The sequence below is a fragment of the Hydrogenophaga sp. PAMC20947 genome (genome assembly GCF_004795855.1).
Classification (GTDB): domain Bacteria; phylum Pseudomonadota; class Gammaproteobacteria; order Burkholderiales; family Burkholderiaceae_C; genus Hydrogenophaga.
This window is the reverse complement of sequence record NZ_CP039252.1, coordinates 3551992-3573728: the sequence shown is the minus strand read 5'-3', so window position 1 is coordinate 3573728 and position 21737 is coordinate 3551992. Positions and strand designations below refer to the sequence as shown.

The window sequence follows — 21737 nt, the reverse complement described above, 5'->3', positions numbered from 1 at the left end:
GGCAGGTGTTTCAAGGCATCACGAACGGGACGGCCTTTTTGCGGGGCGCGCCCTTGCCGCCGTCAAACCGGCCAGTGTCGCTGGCCCGTTTGGCTTCCACCATCTGCATGGCATACACCTGTTCTCGCTGCTTGTAGCCATCCATCAAAACCTGGAGCTGCATGGCGTCGGTTTGCATCAGCGATTGCAAGGCTTGCAGTTCGAAATGGTAGCGCTGCATCTGACCCGATTCCGTCTTGGCACCCCGAGAGTTTCGAATAAGCTGAACAATTTGGCCTCGCCGTTGATCTAACATTTTCAACGTCTCTTGGCTCTGTTTGAGCGTTTGCAGGCGCAAATTCCGAAGGCCGACGCAGGCGTTGTAATGCGCCAGGAATTTTTCATTGTTGCTGCCACAGTCCTGCTCCGTCCCGACGTATTTGAGCTTTTCTTCATCGGTGATGGAGAGGGTTTCGAACTTGGTGTCTAGGCCTTTCAATATCGCTTTTCCTGTGCCTTCGCCCAGTGTCAGGTCTTGACCCGAGCTGCCGCTGGAAAGCGTGCTCTTAAAGGCCGTGTCGAGCTTGGCAAATTCGCCATCGACCTTGTTAATCCTCCTTATCTCTTCATGAACATCTTTGTCATACACGGCCCATTGAGCATTGGCCAGTGAAGACAATACAAAAGAACATAGAGCAACCATGAGCCTCATCTCAAACCTCGTTGAATAACTTTGCCCGTGTCTGACTCGATCCGATATACCAGTGCGCTCCGCTAATCTGAGTGCCCTGCTTGTGGTTGAAGTGCACAGAAAGCGACTCTGAGGTGTTTTGCCAGAGATAGGAAGCGCCGCCGATAGATTCTGAAGTTCGCCCAACCAAGTCTGTGACCTCCTTCGGCCCCATGCCATCTTCCAGCTTGTTGTAGACATCCAGCAAACTGCGCTGACTGTCCGAATCACGCCCATCACTGCCGCCGCCGCAAGCCGCCAAAGCCAAGGCGGCAGCCCCGCCCAGCGCCAAGCGCCCAAATTGACGGCGAGCCAAGGTGTTGATTGGTTGGATGTTTTGCATGGGGTTCCTCTCCTGAAGGTGTGACAGATCGGTTTTGGGCCTGCGGACCCGGCCGTTGTGTTCGGGTGGCGGTGATGTGCCAGGCCGCTCTGCGTCGGCTTCTGGTTTTGGACAGCTGCTTGGTGGTCAAGCCGGCACTCACGCCAGCTCGAATATTAATTCTGAAGACCCAAAAAATCCACAGTTTATTAAACTTTGTTGTTACATTGTGAGTGAGTTGTGGGTTATTTAGCATCAGTCCAACAGCGAGAGCCGTGCTGCTCTGTGTGTAGCTCGTTTGCAGGCATTGCCTGGGCTGACCTGACCTGACCTGACCAGACCAGACCTGCTGCCATGTGCCGATCTGCTGCGCCGGGACGAATGGGGGGCATGAAGCCTCTAGGGCTTCACCGCGCATCTAACGTCGATGAATTGGCGAGCGCAGTCCGGGAGGCGCCTTTGAGAGGGTCAATGGTTTGAACACCCTCCCTAGAGGGAACCCTCTGTTCGTGTCGATACGGCGAGGGGTTGTGCGGCGGTACCTGGAGGGCCGCAGGGGAAAGCCAGAACCGGGGCCCGAACAGCCCAGGGAGAGCTCAAGCGGGCCCGAGCTCAACCCGGGTTGGTCGCGCCCTGGGCTGTCGGGGCGGTGGGCTCGGGGGGCCAGGGCATTTCGCTGGCTTTCAGCGGAGTGCCGATGGGGGCGCCGGCCTGGCCTTGTTGCACGGCTTTGAGGTCTTGCGCGTTCGGGTACTGGTCGAGCAACAGGTAGTCGAACACGCGGCGTGCGATGGGCGCTGCGTTGGCGGCGCCAAAGCCGGCGTTTTCCACCACGACCGCGAGGGCGATGCGGGGCTTGTCAACCGGGGCGAAGGCCAGATAGAGCGAGTGGTCGCGTTGATGCTCTTCGAGCTTGCGTGCGTCGTAGTGCTCTTTCTGGCCGATGGTGACGGCCTGGGCGGTGCCGGTTTTGCCACCACTCTCATAGCCTGCACCTGCGAACACACGTGCCCCGGTGCCTTCGGTGGTCACGCCTTGCATGGCGCGCAACACGACGTCGATGTTGGCCTGCTTGAATCCGAGGTTGACCGGTGGGCTGACGGGCAAGGGCTTGCGTTCGTGGGTGATCACGTCTTCGGTCGCCAGCGTGAGGTGGGGCTGGTGCTTGATGCCGCCGCCGGCCAGCGTGGCCATGGCATGGGCCATTTGAAGCATGGTGAAGTTGTTGTACCCCTGGCCGATGCCCAGCGAGATGGTTTCGCCTGCATACCAGCGCTGGTGCTCCGGGCGCTTGTAGGCGTTGCGCTTCCATTCCTGACTTGGCAAGACGCCGCGCACTTCGCCGCGCAGATCGATGCCGGTGATTTGCCCCAAACCCAGGGGGGCCATGAAATCGTGCATCGCGTCCACGCCCATTTCGTTGGCCAGCGAGTAGTAGTAGACGTTGCTCGACTTGACGATGCTGCGGCGCATGTCGACAGCCCCGAGACCGCCGTCGCCATGGCTGCGGAACCGGTGGTTGCCGAACATCCAGTAGCCCGGATCGTTGATCACGGTGGAGGCACTGCGGACGCCGGTTTCGAGGGCGCCCAGCGCCATGAAGGGCTTGTAGGTGGAGCCGGGCGGGTAGGTGCCGCGCAGGGCCCGGTTGAGCAGGGGCTTGTCCACCGATTCGTTGAGCGCTTTCCAGTTCTCGACGTCGATGCCCTCAACAAAAAGATTGGGGTCGAACGTGGGTTTGCTCACAAAGGCCAGCACCTCGCCATTGCGCGGATCAATGGCCACCAGGGCGCCTCGGCGATCGCCGAACATGTCTTCGACGAGTTTTTGCAGCTGGATGTCGATGGCCAGCACCACGGTGTTGCCCGGGGTGGCGGGTGTGTTGGCCAGTGAGCGCACCGCCCGGCCGCCGGCCGAAGTTTCAATCCGCTCGAAGCCGGTGAGGCCGTGCAGTTCGCGTTCGTAGTGTTGTTCGGCGCCGAGCTTGCCGATGTAGTCGGTGCCGCGGTAGTTCGCCTGGTCTTCCTCGGGCCAGTCTTCAATCTGTTCTTTTTCGCGCTGGTTGATGCGGCCGATGTAGCCGATCACGTGGCTGGCGACGTCGCCATTGGGGTAGTGGCGGATCAGGCGGGCCCGCACGTCCACGCCCGGAAACCGGTAACGCTGCACCGTGAAGCGGGCGACCTCTTCGTCGGACAGACGGGTGCGCAGGGGCAGGGAGTCGAACTTGCGCGACTCGTCGACCAGCTTGCGAAAGCGCCGCTTGTCTCTGGGGGTGATTTCCAGCAACTCGCCCAGGGAGTCGAGGGTGGTGTCGAGGTCTTCTACCTCGGAGGGGGTGATCTCTAGGGTGTAGGCGGAGAAGTTGGTGGCGAGCACGCGGCCCTTGCGATCCAGGATCTGGCCGCGATTGGGCACCACGGGCAGCACCGCGGTGCGGTTGCTCTCGGCCTGGGCCGCGAGGTCTTCGTGGCGAACCACCTGCAGGTACACCATGCGCGAAGCCAGCAAGCCAAACGCAAACAGCACCGCCAACCCCACCACCGCCACGCGGGTGCGGAACTGGGACAGATCGGCTTCGACGTTCCTTAACTCGGTCATACCCCCCCCGCGCCGGCTTCGCCGTCCTGGGGTCTAGCGGCCTGCGGACCGCTCGACGGGAGCGGGGTACGCGCTGCGGATACTGCCCGGGTATTGTGCTGGTGGTGGTCCTGCCGAGCACACTCTGCGGTGCTCTTGGGCTGACTCCTCCGCATGTGGAACATACTTTTCGCTCGTCGATTCCCGGAGCGCGGGTACCAACCCTGGCGCGCCATAGGCGCGCTTCGAACGGCCCGACGGCCGGGCGATCCCAGGGCACCGCAGACCTGGCTCTGCCCGGCCGCCAGCGCCGCCCCCTCAGGGGGGTGACGGCGAAGCCGGCGCAGGGGGGCGTCAAAGTGGTCGGTTGTCATCGGGATTCGGCGCGCGACGTTGGGGGCCAGCAGCAGCACGCTGACCACGGGCCACAAGACGGCTTCGATGAAGGGGGCCGAAAAAATGTCCCAGCCTGGGAAGGTGCCGCCAGCAATCATGCGCACCACCAGCTGCAGCACATGGGCCGACATCAGCAAGGGCAGCACCTGTATTGCCTGGGCAGGCACCCCGAACCACAGCAGGCGGCGGTGCATGGACACGGCCAGGAAGCCGAGCACGGTGTAGGCCAGGGCGTGTTGGCCCAGCAGGGCACCCTGTTGCACGTCCATGGCCAGGCCAAAAATGAAGGCCACGCCCACGCTGATGCGCAGGGGCTGGTGCACGCTCCAGAAAACCAGCGTGATCGCCAGCAAGTCGGGCACCCAGGCGGCGCGACCCCAGACGCCCGAGCCCATCAGCATGTTGATCGACAGGGCTGCCAGCAGCGTGAACCAGATGAAGACGGGATTGGCGGGCAGCAGCAGCTGCTGGCCGGGACGCATGATCATGGCGCTGTGCTCCTTGGCGTTGCCGCGGTAGCTGGCGGACCCGCAGGCGGCTTGACCAGCGGAGAGGGCGGCAGATTCTGACCCACGGGGGTGAGGACCAGCACATGCAGCGCGCCATGCACGCGCGCCAGTGGCGTACAGCTGATGCGGTTGAAAGACGACTCCGCGCGTTGACCGACTTCATTGATCCGCGCCACTGGCAGGCCGGGTGGGAAAACACCGTCGACACCGGTGGTGGTCAACAGGTCGCCTTCCTGGATGTCGGCGTTGGCCAGGGTGTAACGCAGTTCCAGGCCCTCGCCATCGGCGCCCACATGCCCAAAGGCCACGCTGCGCACGCCGGTGCGGGTGTTGAGCACCGGGATGGCGTGGTCGCGGTCGATCAAGAGTGTGACTTCGGACATCAGCGGATAGACCCGCGTGACTTGTCCGAGCACGCCGTTGTCGTCGATCACCGGCGAGCCCGCCACGATGCCATGGGTCAGGCCCCGGTCGATCACGATGCGGCGAGAATAGGGGTCGGCTGCGTCGTACAGCACCTGTGCGCCAATCGAGGGCGCCTGGGTGCGCTCGCGCATGGTCAGCAAATCGCGCAGGCGCTGGTTCTCCAGGCGCAACTGCTCCACTTGCAGGGCATTTTCCGACTGGGTGGCGAGCTTTTTCAGGGCTTCGTTTTCACTGGCTTGTGCCTGGTGCAGGCTGGTGAAGTAATCGCCTGCGCCGGCGGCGGCGCGCACAGGCTGCAGGACCAGCCATTGCAGCGGGTAGAGCGCGGTGCCCAGCGCCACGCGCACAGGCACGGCGATGCTGAAACGGGTGTCGGCCACCATGAGAAACAGCGCCAGGGCGCTGAACACCATCAGTTTGGACAGCGCCGAAGGGCCCTGTTTAAAAAACGGGGGCGGAGTTCGGTCTAGGGTGCCCAGTGGCATATCACAAAGGCCGGCCGGGCATGGGGAGCAGATTCGAGACCGTTGTCAGGGCTTACTCGTTCGTGAAGATGGTGCCGAGGCGCTCCATGCGCTCCAGGGCCATGCCGCAGCCGCGCACCACACAGGTCAGCGGCTCTTCGGCCACCAGCACAGGCAGGCCGGTCTCTTCGGCCAGCAGGCGATCCAGATCGCGCAACAGGGCGCCACCGCCGGTGAGCATCATGCCGCGTTCGGCGATGTCAGCGCCCAGCTCGGGTGGCGTGTGTTCCAGCGCCATCTTGACGGCCGAGACGATGTTGTTCAGCGGATCGGTCAGGGCTTCCAGGATTTCGTTGCTGGAGATCGTGAAGCTGCGTGGCACGCCTTCGCTGAGGTTGCGGCCCTTGACTTCCATTTCCTTGACTTCGCTGCCGGGGAAGGCCGAACCGATGTGTTTCTTGATGGACTCGGCGGTAGGCTCGCCGATCAGCATGCCGTAGTTGCGGCGGATGTAGGCAATGATGGCGTCGTCGAAACGGTCGCCACCCACACGCACGCTGCCCTTGTAGACCATGCCGCCGAGCGAGATCACGCCCACTTCGGTGGTGCCTCCGCCGATGTCGACCACCATCGAGCCCGAGGCATCCGACACGGGCAGACCGGCGCCAATGCCTGCTGCCATGGGTTCTTCGATCAGGTAGACCTCGGAAGCACCGGCGCCCAAGGCCGACTCGCGGATGGCGCGGCGCTCAACCTGGGTCGAGCCGCAGGGCACGCAGATGATGATGCGCGGGCTCGGCCGGAACATCGAGCGCGGGTGCACCATCTTGATGAACTGCTTGAGCATTTGCTCGGTGACGGTGAAGTCGGCAATCACGCCGTCTTTCATCGGGCGGATGGCCTCGATGTTGCCGGGCACCTTGCCCAGCATGGCTTTGGCTTCGCGGCCAACGGCCTGGATGGTTTTTTTGCCCTGGGGACCGCCTTCGTGGCGGATCGCGACCACCGAGGGCTCGTCGAGCACGATGCCCTTGCCACGAACATAAATCAGCGTATTGGCGGTGCCAAGGTCGATGGCGAGGTCGGTCGAGAATTGCCGACGGAACGATTCAAACATGGTGCAAAAATCCTGTGAGGCGGGGCCGCGCTTGGGCTTTGTTGTTCTGGCGCGACCGTCGCCAGGGGTCTGGGGGCGCGGTGATAAGTATTTGATTCGACGGCAAAAAGCGCCCGTGGGACGCATTGACCGTTAAACCTTGGATAATAACGTATCCCCTGCGCGCAACGGGACTCATCCTCAATCGCCGCTCCCACTTTACAACCCGTTTCAGAGGCTTTGATTGCACTCCGGGTGGTTTCTTTTCAATAACAACGGATTCCCCACCAGCCATGTCCCTGACCTCGTCCGACATCGGGCGCATCGCCAACCTGGCACGCCTGGAGCTTTCCAGCGAGCACAGCGAGCGTTTGCTCACCCAGCTCAACGGCTTTTTTGACATCGTTGAACAAATGAACGCCGTCGACACCACCGGTGTGGAGCCCCTGGCCCACCCCACCGCCGTGATTGACCACGTGAGCCTGCGCCTGCGCCCCGATGTGGCCAGCGAGCCCAACCAGCGCGAGGCCAACCAGAAGAGCGCCCCTGCTGTGGAGCGCGGATTGTTTCTTGTGCCGAAAGTCATCGAATGAGCGCCACCGATTTGCACCAGATGGGGGTGGCCGAACTGGCCGCCGCCATCGCCGACAAAAAAACCTCCGCAGTGGAGGCCGCCCAGCACCTGCTGGCGCGCGCCAAGGCGAATGATGCTCTGGGTGCCTACCTGTCTTTCAACGAAGACGCGACGCTGGCCCAGGCACGTGCCGCCGATGCGCGCGTGGGCGCCGGGGAGCGGGGTGCCTTGCTGGGCGTGCCGCTGGCCCACAAGGATATCTTTGTCACCACCGACTTCCCCACCACCGCCGGCTCGAAGATGCTGGACGGTTATTTGAGCCCGTTCAACGCGACCGTGGTGCAGCGCCTGGCCGACGCTGGCGCGGTCACGCTGGGCAAGCTCAATTGCGACGAATTCGCCATGGGCTCAGGCAACGACAACTCGGCCTACACGCCTGTGCACAACCCCTGGGACCCGGCGCGCGTGCCCGGCGGTTCCTCGGGTGGCAGTGCTGCTGCGGTGGCCGCGCGCCTGGTGCCCGCCGCCACAGGCACCGACACCGGCGGCTCGATCCGCCAGCCCGCCAGCTTCACCGGCATCACGGGCATCAAGCCCACCTATGGCCGTTGCTCGCGCTATGGCATGGTGGCGTTTGCTTCCAGCCTGGATCAGGCCGGCCCCATGGCGCGCAGCGCCGCCGATTGCGCCGTGTTGCTGAGCGCCATGGCCGGGCCCGATATCGACCGCGATTCCACCAGCCTCGACCACCCGGCTGAAGACTACAGCCTGGCGCTGGCGCAGCCCCGCGCGGGCGCTACCGCCGCGCAGCCGCTGAAGGGTTTGCGCATCGGGTTGCCCAAGGAGTTTTTCGGCGAGGGTTGTGCTCCCGATGTGATCGCTGCGGTGCGTGCTGCGCTGGCTGAGTACGAAAAACTGGGCGCCACGCTGGTCGATGTTTCGTTGCCGCGCACCGAGCTGTCGATCCCGGTGTATTACGTGATCGCACCGGCCGAAGCGTCGAGCAACCTGAGCCGCTTCGATGGCGTGAAGTTTGGTCACCGCGCGGCGAACTTTGCCGACCTCAACGACATGTACCGCAAGTCGCGCAGCGAGGGCTTTGGCCCCGAGGTGCAACGCCGCATCATGATCGGCACCTATGTGCTGAGCCATGGTTACTACGACGCTTATTACCTGCAGGCGCAAAAAATCCGCCGCTTGATCGCTCAGGATTTCCAGCAGGCATTTGAACAATGCGATGTGATCGCTGGCCCCGTGGCGCCCACGGTGGCGTGGAAGATCGGTGAAAAAAGCGCCGATCCGCTGGCCAACTACCTGGCCGACATCTACACCTTGTCGACCTCTCTGGCGGGCTTGCCCGGCATGAGCGTGCCGGCCGGGTTCGGTGCGGGCAACATGCCGGTGGGCCTGCAGCTGGTGGGCAACTACTTCAAGGAAGGCGATCTGCTGCAGGCGGCCCACGCTTTCCAGCAGGCCACCGATTGGCACATGCGCACACCTGAAGGTTTCTGAATATGAATTCCCCCAAGTCGTTGTTGGTGCAGGGTTATGAAGTCGTGATCGGTTTCGAGACCCACGCCCAGCTCGCCACACAATCCAAAATTTTCAGCCGTGCGCCTACCGCATTTGGCGCCGAGCCCAATACGCAGGCCTGCGCAGTGGACATGGCGTTGCCCGGCACCCTGCCGGTGATGAACCGCGAGGCCGTGGCCCACGCAATTCGCCTGGGGCTGGCGCTGGGTTCGCATATCGCTGAAGAAAGCGTGTTCGCGCGCAAGAATTATTTCTACCCCGATCTGCCCAAGGGCTACCAGATCAGCCAGTTTGAGATCCCGGTGGTGCAGGGTGGCGAGGTGTCTTTCTTGCTGGGTGATGAGAAAAAGACGGTGCGCCTGGTGCGCGCGCACCTGGAAGAAGACGCGGGAAAATCGCTGCACGAAGACTTCATCGGGCAATCGGGCATTGACCTCAACCGCGCGGGCACCCCGCTGCTGGAGATCGTGACCGAGCCCGACATGCGCAGCAGCGCCGAAGCGGTGGCTTATGCCAAAGAGCTGCACAAGATCGTGACCTGGATTGGCGTGTGCGACGGCAACATGCAGGAAGGCAGTTTCCGCTGCGATGCCAACGTGTCGGTGCGCAAGCCCGGCGCGCCTTTGGGTACGCGGCGTGAGATCAAGAACCTGAACAGTTTCAAGTTCATGCAGCAGGCCATGGACTACGAGATTCGCTGGCAGATTGAGCAGATCGAAGACGGCCTTGAGATCCAGCAGGCCACCATCTTGTTTGATCCTGATACCGGCGAAACCCGCGCCATGCGCACCAAAGAAGACGCGGCCGATTACCGTTACTTCCCCGATCCGGACCTGCCACCGCTGGTGGTGTCGCGCGAATGGGTCGAGCAGGTGCGCGCGACCATGCCCGAGCTGCCACGCCAGATGGCGCTGCGCCTGGTAGAGAGCTATGGCCTGCCCGAGTACGACGCCACCACGCTCACGCAAAGCCCTGCGATGGCGGCCTATTTTGAGACGGCAGCCAAGGCCAGCGGCCAGGCCAAGATGGCCAGCAACTGGATCATGGGTGAGATCTCTCGCCGTTTGAACGCTGAAGAAAAGGACATCGCCCAGGTGCCGGTGGGGGCCGAGGTGCTGGCGGCGCTGCTCAAGCGCATCGCTGATGGCACGGTATCAAACAACGCTGCCAAACAGGTGATGGACGCATTGTGGTCGGGCGACGGTGGTGAGGTTGACGCAGTCATCGAGGCCAAGGGCCTCAAGCAGATGAACGACAGCGGCGCGGTCGAGAAAATCATCGACGAAGTCTTGGCCGCCAACGCCGAGATGGTGAGCCAGTTCAAGGCGGGCAAAGACAAGGCCTTCAACGCCTTGGTCGGCATGGCCATGAAGGCCAGCAAAGGCAAGGCCAATCCGCAGCAGGTCAACGATTTGTTGAAGCAAAAACTTCAGTAAAGCCAAGGGACTGACACGGCGCGTACGGCCGGTGCGCAGGCCTCTGGCCCAGCGAACGCGTCAGCGGCGCTGGGTAAAGCCTACTGTCCCCACAATTGGCGCAGTTTGACCAGTTCTTCGTCAAAACGGGCCGTGACGCGTTTCTTTTCCAGGGCCTGATCCGACAGAAAACGCTGTTGGACCAGCAGCTGGTCGGCGTTGTCTTCGAATTTCCGGCGCAACCAGGCGGGGGCCTTGTTGATGTCGTTTTGGTAGAACTCCAGCTCCAGCTCGATCTCTCGCCGCTGGGCCGCCAACGCCTTGCTGCGTTTGTCCACGGCATCGATGACTTCGTCGATCTGGCCCAAGGCTTCGGCGCGCTCCTTGTCGTGCACGCCTCTGTTGGGGTAGCGGATCATCAATGCGCGATCACGCCGCTTTTCCTCGGCGATACGAGACTTTTCTGCGTTTTCTATGCGCCTTTGATCCGCAATCTTGGCGCGCTCATCGGCCGTGTAACTGGGTGGAACGATGCGCCGGACGATGCCGCTGCTGTTGAGCTCCCGCTGCTCGCGGTCCAGGCATTCGGGAATGGGGCGATCCGATGTGAGACGCCGGCCCCGGCCGTCAACGCAGCTGAAAATGCCGCCCTTGTTGTCTTGCGCCAGACTGGCGTCCACTCCCATCAGGCACACGAAACCCAACACCGTGGCTCGGACGGCCCAGGCGGGGTGGGGTGATAAATGGGCAAATAGCACTCGGTGTTTCCTCAGGTGACGCCGTAGCGGTCGCGGTAGGCCATGACGCGCGGGCGGTAGGCGGCTAGCCCATCGTCTGCGCTGATCGACAGATACTGCAGCAAATCGTCGAGTCTCGCAATCGAACAAACCTGCAATCCCAGTGCCTTTTCAACGTATTGAACAGCGCTGTGGGGCACATCGCGTGTCTGGCCGTCCGGGCCCACTTCGGTGGCTTTCTCCTGCCGGTCGAGCGCAATGGCGACGGCGTGCGGTGTGGCGCCGGCGGCCTGGATGAGCGCGATGGATTCCCGCACAGCGGTCCCGGCGGACATGACATCGTCCACGATGAGTACCCGACCTTTGAGCGGCGCGCCCACCAGGCTGCCGCCCTCGCCGTGGTCTTTGGCTTCTTTGCGGTTGTAGGCAAACGGCACGTTGCGCCCCTGGCGGGCGAGCTCGATCACCACCGCCGCGCCCAGCGGGATGCCTTTGTAGGCGGGACCGAACACCATGTCGAATTCGATGCCGCTGCGGATCACGGCTTGTGCATAAAATTGTGCAAGGCGCCCGAGCTTGGCGCCATCGTCGAACAGGCCTGCGTTGAAAAAGTAGGGTGAGAGGCGTCCGGCCTTGGTTTTGAATTCACCCAGGCGCAACACACCTGAAGCCACGCAGAACTGCACGAACTCTTGCGCCAACGCGCCACCTTTTGCTTCGGCTGCTGCCGAGCCCGAATCCAACACCATGGGGAAATCCTTGTTCAAACTCACCAGCCTCAACCTCAACGGCATTCGCTCCGCCACCACCAAGGGACTGGAGCCCTGGCTGAGCACACACCAGCCCGATTGTATTTGTGTGCAGGAGGTCAAGGCGCAGGCGGCCGATGTCAGCGGTCGCTTTGAGACCTTGGCCGGCTTGGCCGGGTATTTCCACTTTGCCGAGAAAAAAGGCTACTCGGGCGTGGGGGTGTACTCGCGCCATGAGCCCAGCGACGTGATCGTGGGATTTGACGGGGGTGAATTTGACGCCGAGGGGCGCTTCGTGGAGGTGCGCTTTGACACGCCAACGCGCAAGCTCTCGCTGATCAGCGCCTACTTCCCGAGTGGTTCGTCTGGGGAGGTGCGCCAGGGGGCCAAGTTCCGTTTTCTGGACCTGATGTACCCCTACCTGCAGGCACTCAAGGGACAGCGGGAGTTCATTTTGTGTGGGGACATCAACATTGCTCACCAGAACATCGATCTGAAGAACTGGCGCAGCAACCAGAAAAACAGTGGCTTCACGCCCGAAGAGCGCGCCTGGATGACCCGCTTCCTGGAGGAAGGCGGCATGGTTGACGTGTACCGCAGGCTCCACCCCGAGACCACCGAGACGGCCTACACCTGGTGGAGCAACCGGGGTCAGGCCTACGCCAACAACGTGGGGTGGCGCCTGGACTACCACCTGGCGACACCGGGAATGGCCGGATTGGCGAAGGCCGCCTCGGTTTACAAGGAGCAGAAGTTCAGCGACCACGCGCCGCTGACCATTGAATACGACTTCCAGCTGTAGCGGCTGCGGCCGAGCTTCAGGCAACGCCGAGCAGGCCTCCAGTTCACGTGATGGGCGCGTCAGCTTGGGCCAGTGGGCGAACGGTCGCGCCCCGCAGTTCTTGTCCGGTTTCGACCACAAGTGCGCGCTAAGGCCTATCGAGTCGAAGGCCAGCGGACGGGTAAAGAACGGACCTTGGGCTGCCACGCGATACGGCTGTGCGCAGCCTGGAGCAGCCTTTCGGCAAACGGGTGAATCAACGGGCATTTGGCAAGGCAGCCTCAGCCCTGCGTGAGCGAAACCGCCGCCCCCCCCGGGTTTTCATTCGGAGTATGCTGAACGATTGGCCTCTGGCAGCGACCCTTCGCTTGCCGGATGGCGAGGCAAGTCGTGCAAAAGAGCTTGTCCTACCCCAGGAGTCAGAACCGCCTGATGTTGACCGGCACGCGTTCATTGACGACCAGGATCCGGGAAGCCCGAGTCTGGTGGGAACGGCTGCGGGCTGGGACAGCCGAGGGCACTGCGACGACCGAAGACGAACCCCTGCGTGCCGAACTTTTCAGCGCCGACCAGATGGCCCTGCATGGCAAGCGGCTGGCCGCTGCACATGTGGTGGCTGATGCACGGTTGACGGACCAGTTGCTCGACCGGCTGGCTTCCAACGAGCGGGTGCTGGTTGAATTGGGCAAACGGCTGGCTTCGACGGCCGATGCCGAGCGCCGCTTCACACCGGCGGCGGAATGGCTGCTCGACAACTTCTACCTGATCGAGGAAGAAATTCGCACCGCGCGCCGCCATTTGCCGCGCGGCTACAGCCATGAGTTGCCGCAGCTCACGATAGACCCTGCGAACGGCATCGTCGCAGGCTTGCCACGTGTTTATGCCCTCGCCCTGCAGGCTGTGGCACACGGCGACGGGCAGATCGGCCGTGGCTCGTGGAGCCGCTTCGTCGCGGCGTACCAATCGGTTCAACCGCTGCTGCTGGGTGAGCTGTGGGCTTGTCCGATCATGCTGCGGCTGGCGCTGATCGAGAACCTTCGCCGCGTGGCCGCGCGCGTCGCCACCGCCCATACCGAGCGCCAAACGGCCGGCATTTGGGCCGATCACATGCTGGACGTGGCGGAAAAGACCCCCAGCAAATTGATCCTGGTGGTGGCCGACATGGCGCGATCGACGCCGCCGCTGACCAACGCCTTCGTGGCCGAGTTCGCCCGGCGCCTGCAGGGGCGGGGTGCCGGGCTCGCGCTGCCGTTGACCTGGATGGAGCAGCGCCTGGCCGAATCGCACCAGACGATCGAACAACTGGTGCAGGCGGAAGGGCAGCAACAAGCGGCCAACCAGGTGTCGGTGAGCCACAGCATCGGCAGCTTGCGCTTGCTGGGGGCGATCGACTGGCGCGAGTTCGTCGAGATGCTCAGCAGCGTCGAGCAGGCATTGCGGGACGATCCCAGCGGCGTCTATGCGCAAATGGAATTCAGCACGCGCGACAGCTACCGCCACGCAGTCGAGGCGATCGCCCGACTGGCGCCTTGCTCCGAAACCGAAGTGGCCCGCCAGGCGGTTGACTTGTGCAGCGCGTCTGCTGTGGCACGCCCAGGCGAGAGCGCAGACAGCGCACAGGAGCAAGACGCCAGGCAGGCGCACGTGGGCTACTTTCTGATCGGTGCCGGCCGGGCCGCGTTCGAGCAAGCCGTTGGCATGCGCCGGTCGCTGCGGCTGAAGGTGGCGAGAAGCGCGCGTGCGAAGGCCCTGCCGCTGTACGCGGGCAGCATCGTGCTGGGCACCCTGGCGCTCAGTGCCGGGGCGCTGCTGGAGGTGCGCCCGGCGTTGCAGTGGCCATGGTGGGGCGAATTCGCTCTCGCCGGCGTCCTGCTGCTCGCCAGCAGCCAGCTTGTGGTCTCGCTCGTCAACTGGCTCGCGACCTTGATCGTCGCGCCGCAGCCGTTGCCGCGCATGAACTACGCGTACGGCATCCCACCGCAAGCGCGCACCCTGGTGGTGGTGCCGACGATGCTGGGCAGCATCGCGGGCGTCGAGGAGCTGGTCGACGCGCTCGAGGTGCGATTCCTCGCCAACCGCGATGAGCGGCTGCACTTCGGCCTGCTCACCGATCTGTACGACGCTGCGCAAGAGCACTTGCCCGGCGACGCGGCGCTGGTCGAGCTCGCAGCAACGCGCATCGCGGCGCTGAATGCGAAGTACCGCGTGCCATCCGAGACGCAACGCGACGACGATTTCTTCCTGTTTCACCGGCCGCGCCGCTGGAACGAACGCGAGCGCGTCTGGATGGGAAAGGAGCGCAAACGCGGCAAACTCGCTGACCTGAACGCCCTGTTGCGCGGTCATGCCAGTGTCGGCGCGGGCGAGCGCTTCGAGCGCATTGTGGGCGACACGCGCGTGTTGTCTGCCGTGCGTTACGTGATCACGCTGGACACCGACACGCAGCTGCCACGCGATGCGGCCGTGCAGTTCGTCGCTGCGATGGCGCACCCGCTGAATCGACCGCGCTTTGGCGTTGGCGCGCAAGCCGACATCGTGGTCGAGGGCTACGGCATCCTGCAGCCCCGCGTCGCTTTGAGTCTGGTCAGCGCCAACCGCACGGGTTACGCCAGGCTGCATGGTGGAGAGACCGGCATCGACCCCTACACACGGGCCGTGTCCGATGTCTACCAGGATCTGTTTGGCGAGGGCTCTTTTGTTGGCAAAGGCATCTACGACGTCGATGTTTTTGAGCGTGCGCTGGGCCACAGCATGCCCGAGAACCGCATCCTGAGCCACGACCTTCTGGAAGGCTGCTACGCACGCGCTGGCCTGCTCAGTGAAGTGCAATTGATCGAGGACGCCCCGCTGCGCTACAGCGCTGACGTGGCGCGCCGCTACCGCTGGATTCGGGGCGACTGGCAACTGCTTGGCTGGTTGCGCCGGCGTTTGCACGCCGTGCCGCCGGCCCCGCCCAATCCGCTGTCGTGGCTGTCTCGCGCCAAGATATTTGACAACCTGCGGCGCAGCCTTGCGCCTGCCGCGATGCTGCTGATGCTGCTGGCCGCCTGGGGGCTGATGCCGCAACCCGGGCGCTGGACCCTGTATGTGCTGGCCGTCGTCGCTGGGGTGCCACTGAGTGCGCACCTGGCCGCCTGGCTGCGAAGGCCCTTGCAGCGCTTGCGCGCCGAAGAACCGACGAGTGCCGCAGCACCCCTGACCCGCCAGGCGCAGGTCCTGCTGATGCAGACCCTGCAGACGCTGGCCTGCCTGCCCTACGAGGTGGTTTACAGCCTGGGGGCCATCACACGCACGTTGTGGCGCGTTTTGTTGTCCAAGCGGCGGTTGCTCGAGTGGCGCCCTTCGGCCGATGTGCGGGTCGCAACGGCGCCCGGAAGTTGGCCGGACCTGCTGCAGGGCGCACGCAGGATGGCCTTTGGCCCGGCGCTCGCCATCACCAGCGGTGTCGGCCTGGCGCTGTTGCGACCCACAGCGCTGGCGGTCGCCGCCCCCGTGCTGCTGCTGTGGTTTCTCTCGCCCCTGCTCGTGTGGTGGATCGACCGGCCGCTGCAGCGCGAGCGCGCTGCCCTGACCCGCGCGCAAACCACTTTCCTGCGCCGGCTTGCCCGCCGCACCTGGGCCTTCTTCGAGACCCATGTCGGCGCGGCGGACAACCACCTGCCACCCGACAACGTGCAGGAGCATCCGGTCGCGCGCATCGCCCACCGGACTTCGCCGACCAATATGGGTTTTGCACTGCTCGCGGGACTGGCTGCGCGCGACTTCGGACACATCGGCACCCGCCAGCTGCTGGCGCGCACGGACGCTGCATTGAAGACCATGCAAGGCCTGGAGAGGCACCGAGGACACTTCTTCAACTGGTACGACACACAGACCTTGCAACCGCTGCGGCCGCACTACGTCTCGACCGTCGACAGCGGCAATCTGGCCGGACAATTGCTCGTTTTGCGCTCGGGCTTGCTTGCGCTGGCCGACGAGCCGGTTCTGGCACGCGGCTGGCGCGAGGGGGTGGAAGACAGCTTTGGCGTGTTGACCGAGTCGCTCGCCGACAGCCTGGCCACCCGAAATGCAGCGTTGCCTGCAGCCCTGGCGCAGTTCGAAGCGCTGCTGCAACAGCATCGCAACACCCCGCCGCTTGCGCTGCGCGAATGGCACACGATGCTGGACGGGTTTGACCGCGGCGCCGTGGCCATTCTCGGCCTCATCGACACTGCCGCTCCATCCCCCGACTGCCGGGCCGATAGCGTGGCCGAAACTGCTGACCCGAGCGACATCGACATCGAGGGTGACGACGGCCGCTATTGGGCTCGCCTGTTGTTCCGCCAGTGTCGCCAAGCTCGCGACGACTGGCGTGCGCTCGTTCCGCTGGGCACACGCAATGATGAGGCAGGCGATGGAACGCCAACCCTGCGCCAGATCGCAGTGCACCCAGTCCCGGAGGGCGACACAGGCAGCGCGCGGGCAGGTTGGACCAGCGCGGGCTTGGCGCAAGAACTCTTGTACGCCATCGAAGATCTCGCCGCACGCGCAGGCGCTTTGGCCGAGATGGAGCAGGATTTCCTCTACGACGACGCCCGGCACCTGATGGCGATCGGCTACAACGTCGACGAGCGGCGTCTCGACTCGGGCTACTACGACTTGCTGGCGTCCGAGGCGCGCCTGGGCATCTTCGTGGCCATTGCGCAGGGGCAGATCAAGCAGGAAAGCTGGTTCGCACTCGGCCGCTTGTTGACCCGGGCCGCCGGCGCGCCGGTGCTGCTGTCGTGGAGTGGCTCGATGTTCGAGTACCTGATGCCGATGCTGGTGATGCCGAGCTACGAGAACACCTTGCTCGATCAGACCTGCCACGGCGCCGTGCAGCGGCAAATCGAATACGGTGCGCAGCGCGGTGTGCCCTGGGGCATTTCGGAATCGGGCTACAACGCCACCGATGCCGAGTTGAATTACCAGTACCGTGCTTTCGGTGTACCCGGTCTTGGCCTGAAGCGCGGCCTGGCCGACGACCTGGTCGTGGCGCCCTATGCTTCGGTGATGTCACTGATGGTCGCACCGGGAGCGGCTTGCGACAACCTGCAGCGGCTCGCCGCCGCAGGCGCGGCGGGTCGCCATGGTCTGTACGAGGCGATCGACTACACCGCCACACGGTTGCCGCGCGGACAAGCGTGCGCCGTGGTGCGTTCGTTCATGGCCCACCACCAGGGCATGGGCCTGCTGGCGCTCGCCCACCTGCTGCTGGAGCGCCCGATGCAACGCCACTTTGAGGCCGACCAGCGTCTGAAGGCAACCTTGCCGCTGCTGCAGGAGCGCGCACCGCGCGGCGCCCTTCTTTCGCCCGACATTGACGCCCGCGTCGGCCTGCACGATACCGTGCCGGCCAATCAGACGCCGATCCGCATCATCAACACGGCGGACACGGATGCGCCGGAAGTGCAGCTGCTGTCCAATGGGCGCTACCACGTGATGGTGACCAATGCCGGTGGCGGCTACAGCCGCTGGAAGGATCTCGACGTATCGCGATGGCGCGAAGACGCGACTCGCGATGCCTGGGGCAGCTTTTGCTACTTGAGGGATGTGGCCAGCGGTGATTGCTGGTCCACGACATACCAGCCAACGCGCCAAAGCGGCGAAAAATACGAGGCCATCTTCACGGATGGCCGGGCCGAGTTTCGCCGCCACGACGAAGGCATGGATACCCACACAGAGATTGCCGTTTCGCCAGAAGACGATATCGAACTGCGGCGACTGCACATCACCAACAACAGCCCCGTGCGCCGCACGATCGAGATCACCAGCTGCACCGAGGTGGTTCTGGCGCCGGCGGCGGCCGACGTGCTGCATCCGGCTTTTAGCAAGCTGTTCGTGCAAACCGAAATCGTCGAACGCCCGGCCGTGGTGCTGTGCACCCGCCGCCCGCGCTCGCCCGATGACGCGACCCCGTGGATGTTCCAGTTGATGGCCGTGCACGGCCTGCGCGAGTCGACGGGTGGCCCGGCCCTCGTGGGCGCGATCTCGCACGAGACCGATCGCGCGCGCTTCGTCGGTCGGGGCAACGATTTGCAGACGCCACAGGCCCTGCGCACGGCCGGACCGTTGTCCAACAGCGTCGGCTCGGTGCTGGATCCCATCGTGGCCAGCCGTTGCGTCATCACCCTGGCACCGGGCCAGAGCGTCATTGTCGACCTCGTGATCGGTGCCGGCGACAGCCGCAGCGGGTGTCTTTCCCTGGCTGAGAAGTACCAGGACCGGCGCCTGGCCGACCGGGTGTTCGAGTTGGCCTGGGCCCATGCTCAAGTGGTGTTGCGCCAGCTCAACGCCAGCGAGGCCGACGCACAGCTCTACGCGCGGCTGGCCGGGATGGTGATCTACGCCCAGTCGACTTTGCGCGCCGATGCCAGCGTGCTGCTGCGAAACCGCCGTGGCCAGTCGGGTCTTTGGGGTTATGCGATCTCGGGCGACCTGCCGATCGTGTTGCTGCAGATTGGCAGTGCCGGCAACACCGAGTTGGTGCGCCAGCTGGTGCAGGCGCACGCCTGGTGGCGCCTCAAGGGCCTGGCGGTCGATCTCGTGATCTGGAACGAGGAACACGACATCTACCGTCAGCGCCTGCAGGAGCAGATCATGGGCATGATCGCTGCCGGCGTGGAAGCGCATGTGATCGATCGGCCCGGTGGCATCTTCGTGCGCCACGTCGAACAGATTGCGCAAGATGACCGTATCCTGTTGCAGTCCGTGGCACGTGTGGTGTTCAGTGACGACCGCGGCAGCCTGGCCGAGCAGATGAACCGACGCCCGCCTCGTGCGCGTCGTATCGGGCCCTTTGTCCCCTCCTCCGGCGCGGAGCTCGGTGCTGATCCTGTGCCCTCCCAGGCACGCCTGGATGCCGCGAGACCCGAACTGGGATTGCACAACGGCATTGGTGGCTTCTCTACCGATGGACGCGAGTACGTGGTCGCGCCATCCACTGGCGCCCGGCCACCGGCACCCTGGGTCAATGTGCTCGCGAACCCGCGCTTCGGCAGCGTAATTTCGGAAGCCGGCAGTGCGTACACCTGGTGCGAAAACGCCCATGAGCTGCGCCTGACGCCGTGGCACAACGACCCGGTCGGCGACGCCAGCGGCGAGGCGGTCTACATTCGTGACGAAGACAGTGGCGAGGTCTGGTCACCGACCTCGTTGCCCTGCGCACCCGCCGGTTCAGCTGGGCCCTTCATCACGCGCCACGGCTTCGGCTACAGCGTGTTTGCGCACATGGCCCACGGTATTGAGGCCGAGTTGCAGGTCTTCGTGGCGCTTGATGCCGCCGTCAAGTTCTCAAAGCTGCGCCTGACCAACTGGTCGGGCCGCCCGCGCAAGTTGAGCGCCACGGGCTATGTCGAGTGGGTCCTGGGCGACTTGCGCGCCAAGACCGCGCCCCATGTGCAGACCGATGTGGCGCGGGACAGCGGCGCAATCTACGCGCGCAACCCCTACAGCAACGACTACGGCGACTGGATCGGGTTCTTTGATGTCGACGACGCGCAGCGCCGTGCCGGCAGCTTCACCTGCGATCGCGCTGAATTCGTTGGGCGCAACGGCTCGATGCGGGAACCCGCTGCGTTGGCGCGTCTGCGGCTTTCGGGCCGCTATGGTGCTGCACTGGATCCCTGCGCCGCCATTCAGGTGCCGATGGATTTGCAGGATGGCGAGACCGGCGAAGTCGTGTTCCGCCTCGGCATGGGCCGAAGCCCTGACGAGGCCGGCCAGCTCATCGAGCGCTTTCGCGGCGCGCAGGCCGCAGAGCTGGCGCTCGAAGCCGTGCAAAGCCATTGGCGGCGCGCGCTCGGCGCCGTGCAGGTGCACACGCCCGACCCTGCGCTGAATGTGTTGGCCAACGGCTGGTTGCTGTACCAGACCATCGCCTGCCGGATGTGGGCGCGCAGCGGCTACTACCAGTCGGGCGGGGCCTTTGGATTTCGAGATCAGCTGCAGGACGCCCTGGCGCTCGTCCACAGCGAGCCGCAGATGCTGCGCGCCCAGTTGCTGCTGTGCGCGAGCCGGCAGTTCGTCGAAGGCGATGTGCAGCACTGGTGGCACCCGCCGCAAGGCCGTGGCGTTCGCACGCGCATCTCGGACGATTACCTGTGGCTGCCGCTGGCCTTGGCGCGGTATGTCGAAGCCACCGGTGACACCGGCGTGCTCGAGCAGAACGTGCCTTTCCTCGAAGGTCGCCCGGTCAATCCGCAGGACGACTCCTGGTACGACATGCCGTCGCCTTCCCCGGATTCGGCCAGCCTGTACCAGCATGCGCTGCGTGCGCTGTGGCACGGCCTGCGCTTTGGCGAGCATGGCCTGCCGCTGATGGGCAGCGGCGACTGGAACGATGGCATGAACCTCGTCGGTCACGGCGGCCGCGGCGAAAGCGTCTGGCTTGGGTTCTTCCTGTGCGAGGCGCTGTCGCGCTTCGGTGAACTGGCGCGCCGCCAGTCGGACGACGAGAGCGCGGCGCGCTGCGAGATCGAGCGGGCACGGTTGCAGATGCAGCTCGAAACACACGGCTGGGACGGTGCCTGGTACCGCCGTGCCTATTTCGACGACGGAGCGCCGTTGGGCTCGGCGGGCAATGAAGAGTGCCAGATCGATTCGATCGCCCAGAGCTGGTCGGTGTTGTCGGGCATCGCCGCCCCCGAACGGGCTCACCAGGCGATGGATTCGATGCACGCGCGCCTGGTGAATGCGCCGTCGCGCCTGGTGCTCTTGCTCGACCCACCGTTCGACCAAAACGGCCCGAACCCGGGCTACATCGCTGGCTATGTGCCGGGCGTGCGCGAAAACGGCGGGCAGTACACCCACGGGGCCATCTGGGCAGCGATGGCCTTCGCCAAGCTCGGCCAATCCGAACGCGCCTGGTCGCTGTTCGACATCATCAACCCGGTGAACCATGCGGGCACGCCCGAGGGCGTGGCGCGTTACAAGGTCGAGCCGTATGTGATGGCTGCCGATGTCTACAGCGTGGCGCCACACACCGGGCGCGGCGGCTGGAGCTGGTACACGGGCTCGGCCGGGTGGATGTACCGTCTGATCGTCGAGTCGCTGCTGGGCCTGCGCCTGGTCTCGTCACCCGACGGCGTGCGCCTGATGCTCTCGCCTTGCCTGCCGGCTCAATGGCCGGGCTATTCGCTTGAGTACCGGTATCGGCAGACGCTGTACCGCATCGAGGTTGTCCAGGCCAGCCAAGACGACGGAGCGACAGGGGTGCGTCTTGATGGCGAGTTGTCGCTTGATGGCTCGGTGACCCTGTTGGACGACGGGCGCCCTCATCGGGTGGAAGCCAGGTTGCCAGCCGCAAGCCGGACCACCTGACGGTCGGGATTCAGCGCTGGCGCAGCGCAGCGGTGCATTGACGCTGACCGAGCCGAGGAGGCAATCAATCGATCCGCACTGAATTGCGGGTCATTTTTACCGACCTC

General features: G+C 64.3%; 12 protein-coding genes and 1 pseudogene. 5 read left to right on the top strand and 8 right to left on the bottom strand.

From position 1 onward, the window contains the following. Window positions 1–10: 10 nt before the first annotated feature. From E5678_RS16340 to E5678_RS16315, 6 genes and pseudogenes are all read right to left on the bottom strand, one after another. Window positions 11–691 (bottom strand): hypothetical protein, encoded by a 681-nt coding sequence (locus tag E5678_RS16340; protein ID WP_136179502.1) that lies wholly within the window; start codon window positions 689–691, stop codon window positions 11–13. Window position 692: 1 nt separating this feature from the next. Beyond that, the gene (locus E5678_RS16335) at window positions 693–1052 is read right to left on the bottom strand and encodes a hypothetical protein (RefSeq protein WP_136179501.1); all 360 of its coding nucleotides are present in this window, start codon (window positions 1050–1052) and stop codon (window positions 693–695) included. Between the two features lie 591 nt (window positions 1053–1643). After that, a complete protein-coding gene (mrdA, locus tag E5678_RS16330; RefSeq protein WP_136179500.1) occupies window positions 1644–3632 on the bottom strand; it encodes a penicillin-binding protein 2 in 1989 nt (662 codons plus the stop codon). 333 nt (window positions 3633–3965) lie between these two features. Continuing rightward, a pseudogene (gene mreD, locus E5678_RS16325) lies at window positions 3966–4495 on the bottom strand (rod shape-determining protein MreD). Beyond that, complete coding sequence (gene mreC / locus E5678_RS16320) at window positions 4492–5427, bottom strand: rod shape-determining protein MreC (protein ID WP_136179499.1); 936 nt, start codon at window positions 5425–5427, stop codon at window positions 4492–4494. The pseudogene mreD and the gene mreC overlap by 4 nt, the downstream one beginning before the upstream one ends. A 52-nt stretch (window positions 5428–5479) precedes the next feature. Then, window positions 5480–6523, bottom strand: a complete 1044-nt coding sequence (locus E5678_RS16315; protein ID WP_136179498.1) for a rod shape-determining protein — start codon at window positions 6521–6523, stop codon at window positions 5480–5482. Between the two features lie 272 nt (window positions 6524–6795). Between E5678_RS16315 and gatC the strand changes: the two genes are divergently transcribed. From gatC to gatB, 3 genes are read left to right on the top strand one after another with little or no spacing between them, the layout of a single operon-like run. Next, window positions 6796–7095 carry an Asp-tRNA(Asn)/Glu-tRNA(Gln) amidotransferase subunit GatC gene (gene gatC / locus E5678_RS16310; protein WP_136179497.1) on the top strand — a complete coding sequence of 100 codons (300 nt, stop codon included), beginning with the start codon at window positions 6796–6798 and terminating at the stop codon, window positions 7093–7095. Beyond that, window positions 7092–8588, top strand: coding sequence for an Asp-tRNA(Asn)/Glu-tRNA(Gln) amidotransferase subunit GatA (gatA, locus tag E5678_RS16305; protein WP_136179496.1), 1497 nt, complete (start codon window positions 7092–7094; stop codon window positions 8586–8588). The genes gatC and gatA overlap by 4 nt, the downstream gene beginning before the upstream one ends. A gap of 2 nt (window positions 8589–8590) precedes the next feature. Continuing rightward, a complete protein-coding gene (gatB, locus tag E5678_RS16300; protein WP_136179495.1) occupies window positions 8591–10045 on the top strand; it encodes an Asp-tRNA(Asn)/Glu-tRNA(Gln) amidotransferase subunit GatB in 1455 nt (484 codons plus the stop codon). Between the two features lie 80 nt (window positions 10046–10125). Here gatB and E5678_RS16295 read toward each other — a convergent pair whose 3' ends face one another. Both E5678_RS16295 and pyrE read right to left on the bottom strand, forming a co-directional pair. Further along, complete coding sequence (locus E5678_RS16295; protein WP_247596805.1) at window positions 10126–10782, bottom strand: DUF4124 domain-containing protein; 657 nt, start codon at window positions 10780–10782, stop codon at window positions 10126–10128. Window positions 10783–10793: 11 nt separating this feature from the next. After that, window positions 10794–11510 (bottom strand): orotate phosphoribosyltransferase, encoded by a 717-nt coding sequence (gene pyrE / locus E5678_RS16290; RefSeq protein ID WP_136179494.1) that lies wholly within the window; start codon window positions 11508–11510, stop codon window positions 10794–10796. Here pyrE and E5678_RS16285 point away from each other — a divergent pair. Together E5678_RS16285 and E5678_RS16280 are read left to right on the top strand one after the other, a co-directional pair. Then, complete coding sequence (locus E5678_RS16285; RefSeq protein ID WP_210731931.1) at window positions 11509–12312, top strand: exodeoxyribonuclease III; 804 nt, start codon at window positions 11509–11511, stop codon at window positions 12310–12312. The two genes, pyrE and E5678_RS16285, sit on opposite strands and share 2 nt — an antisense overlap. A gap of 381 nt (window positions 12313–12693) precedes the next feature. Then, on the top strand, window positions 12694–21630 hold the full coding sequence (locus E5678_RS16280; RefSeq protein WP_247596804.1) for a glycoside hydrolase family 94 protein: 8937 nt from the start codon (window positions 12694–12696) through the stop codon (window positions 21628–21630). Window positions 21631–21737 lie beyond the last annotated feature (107 nt).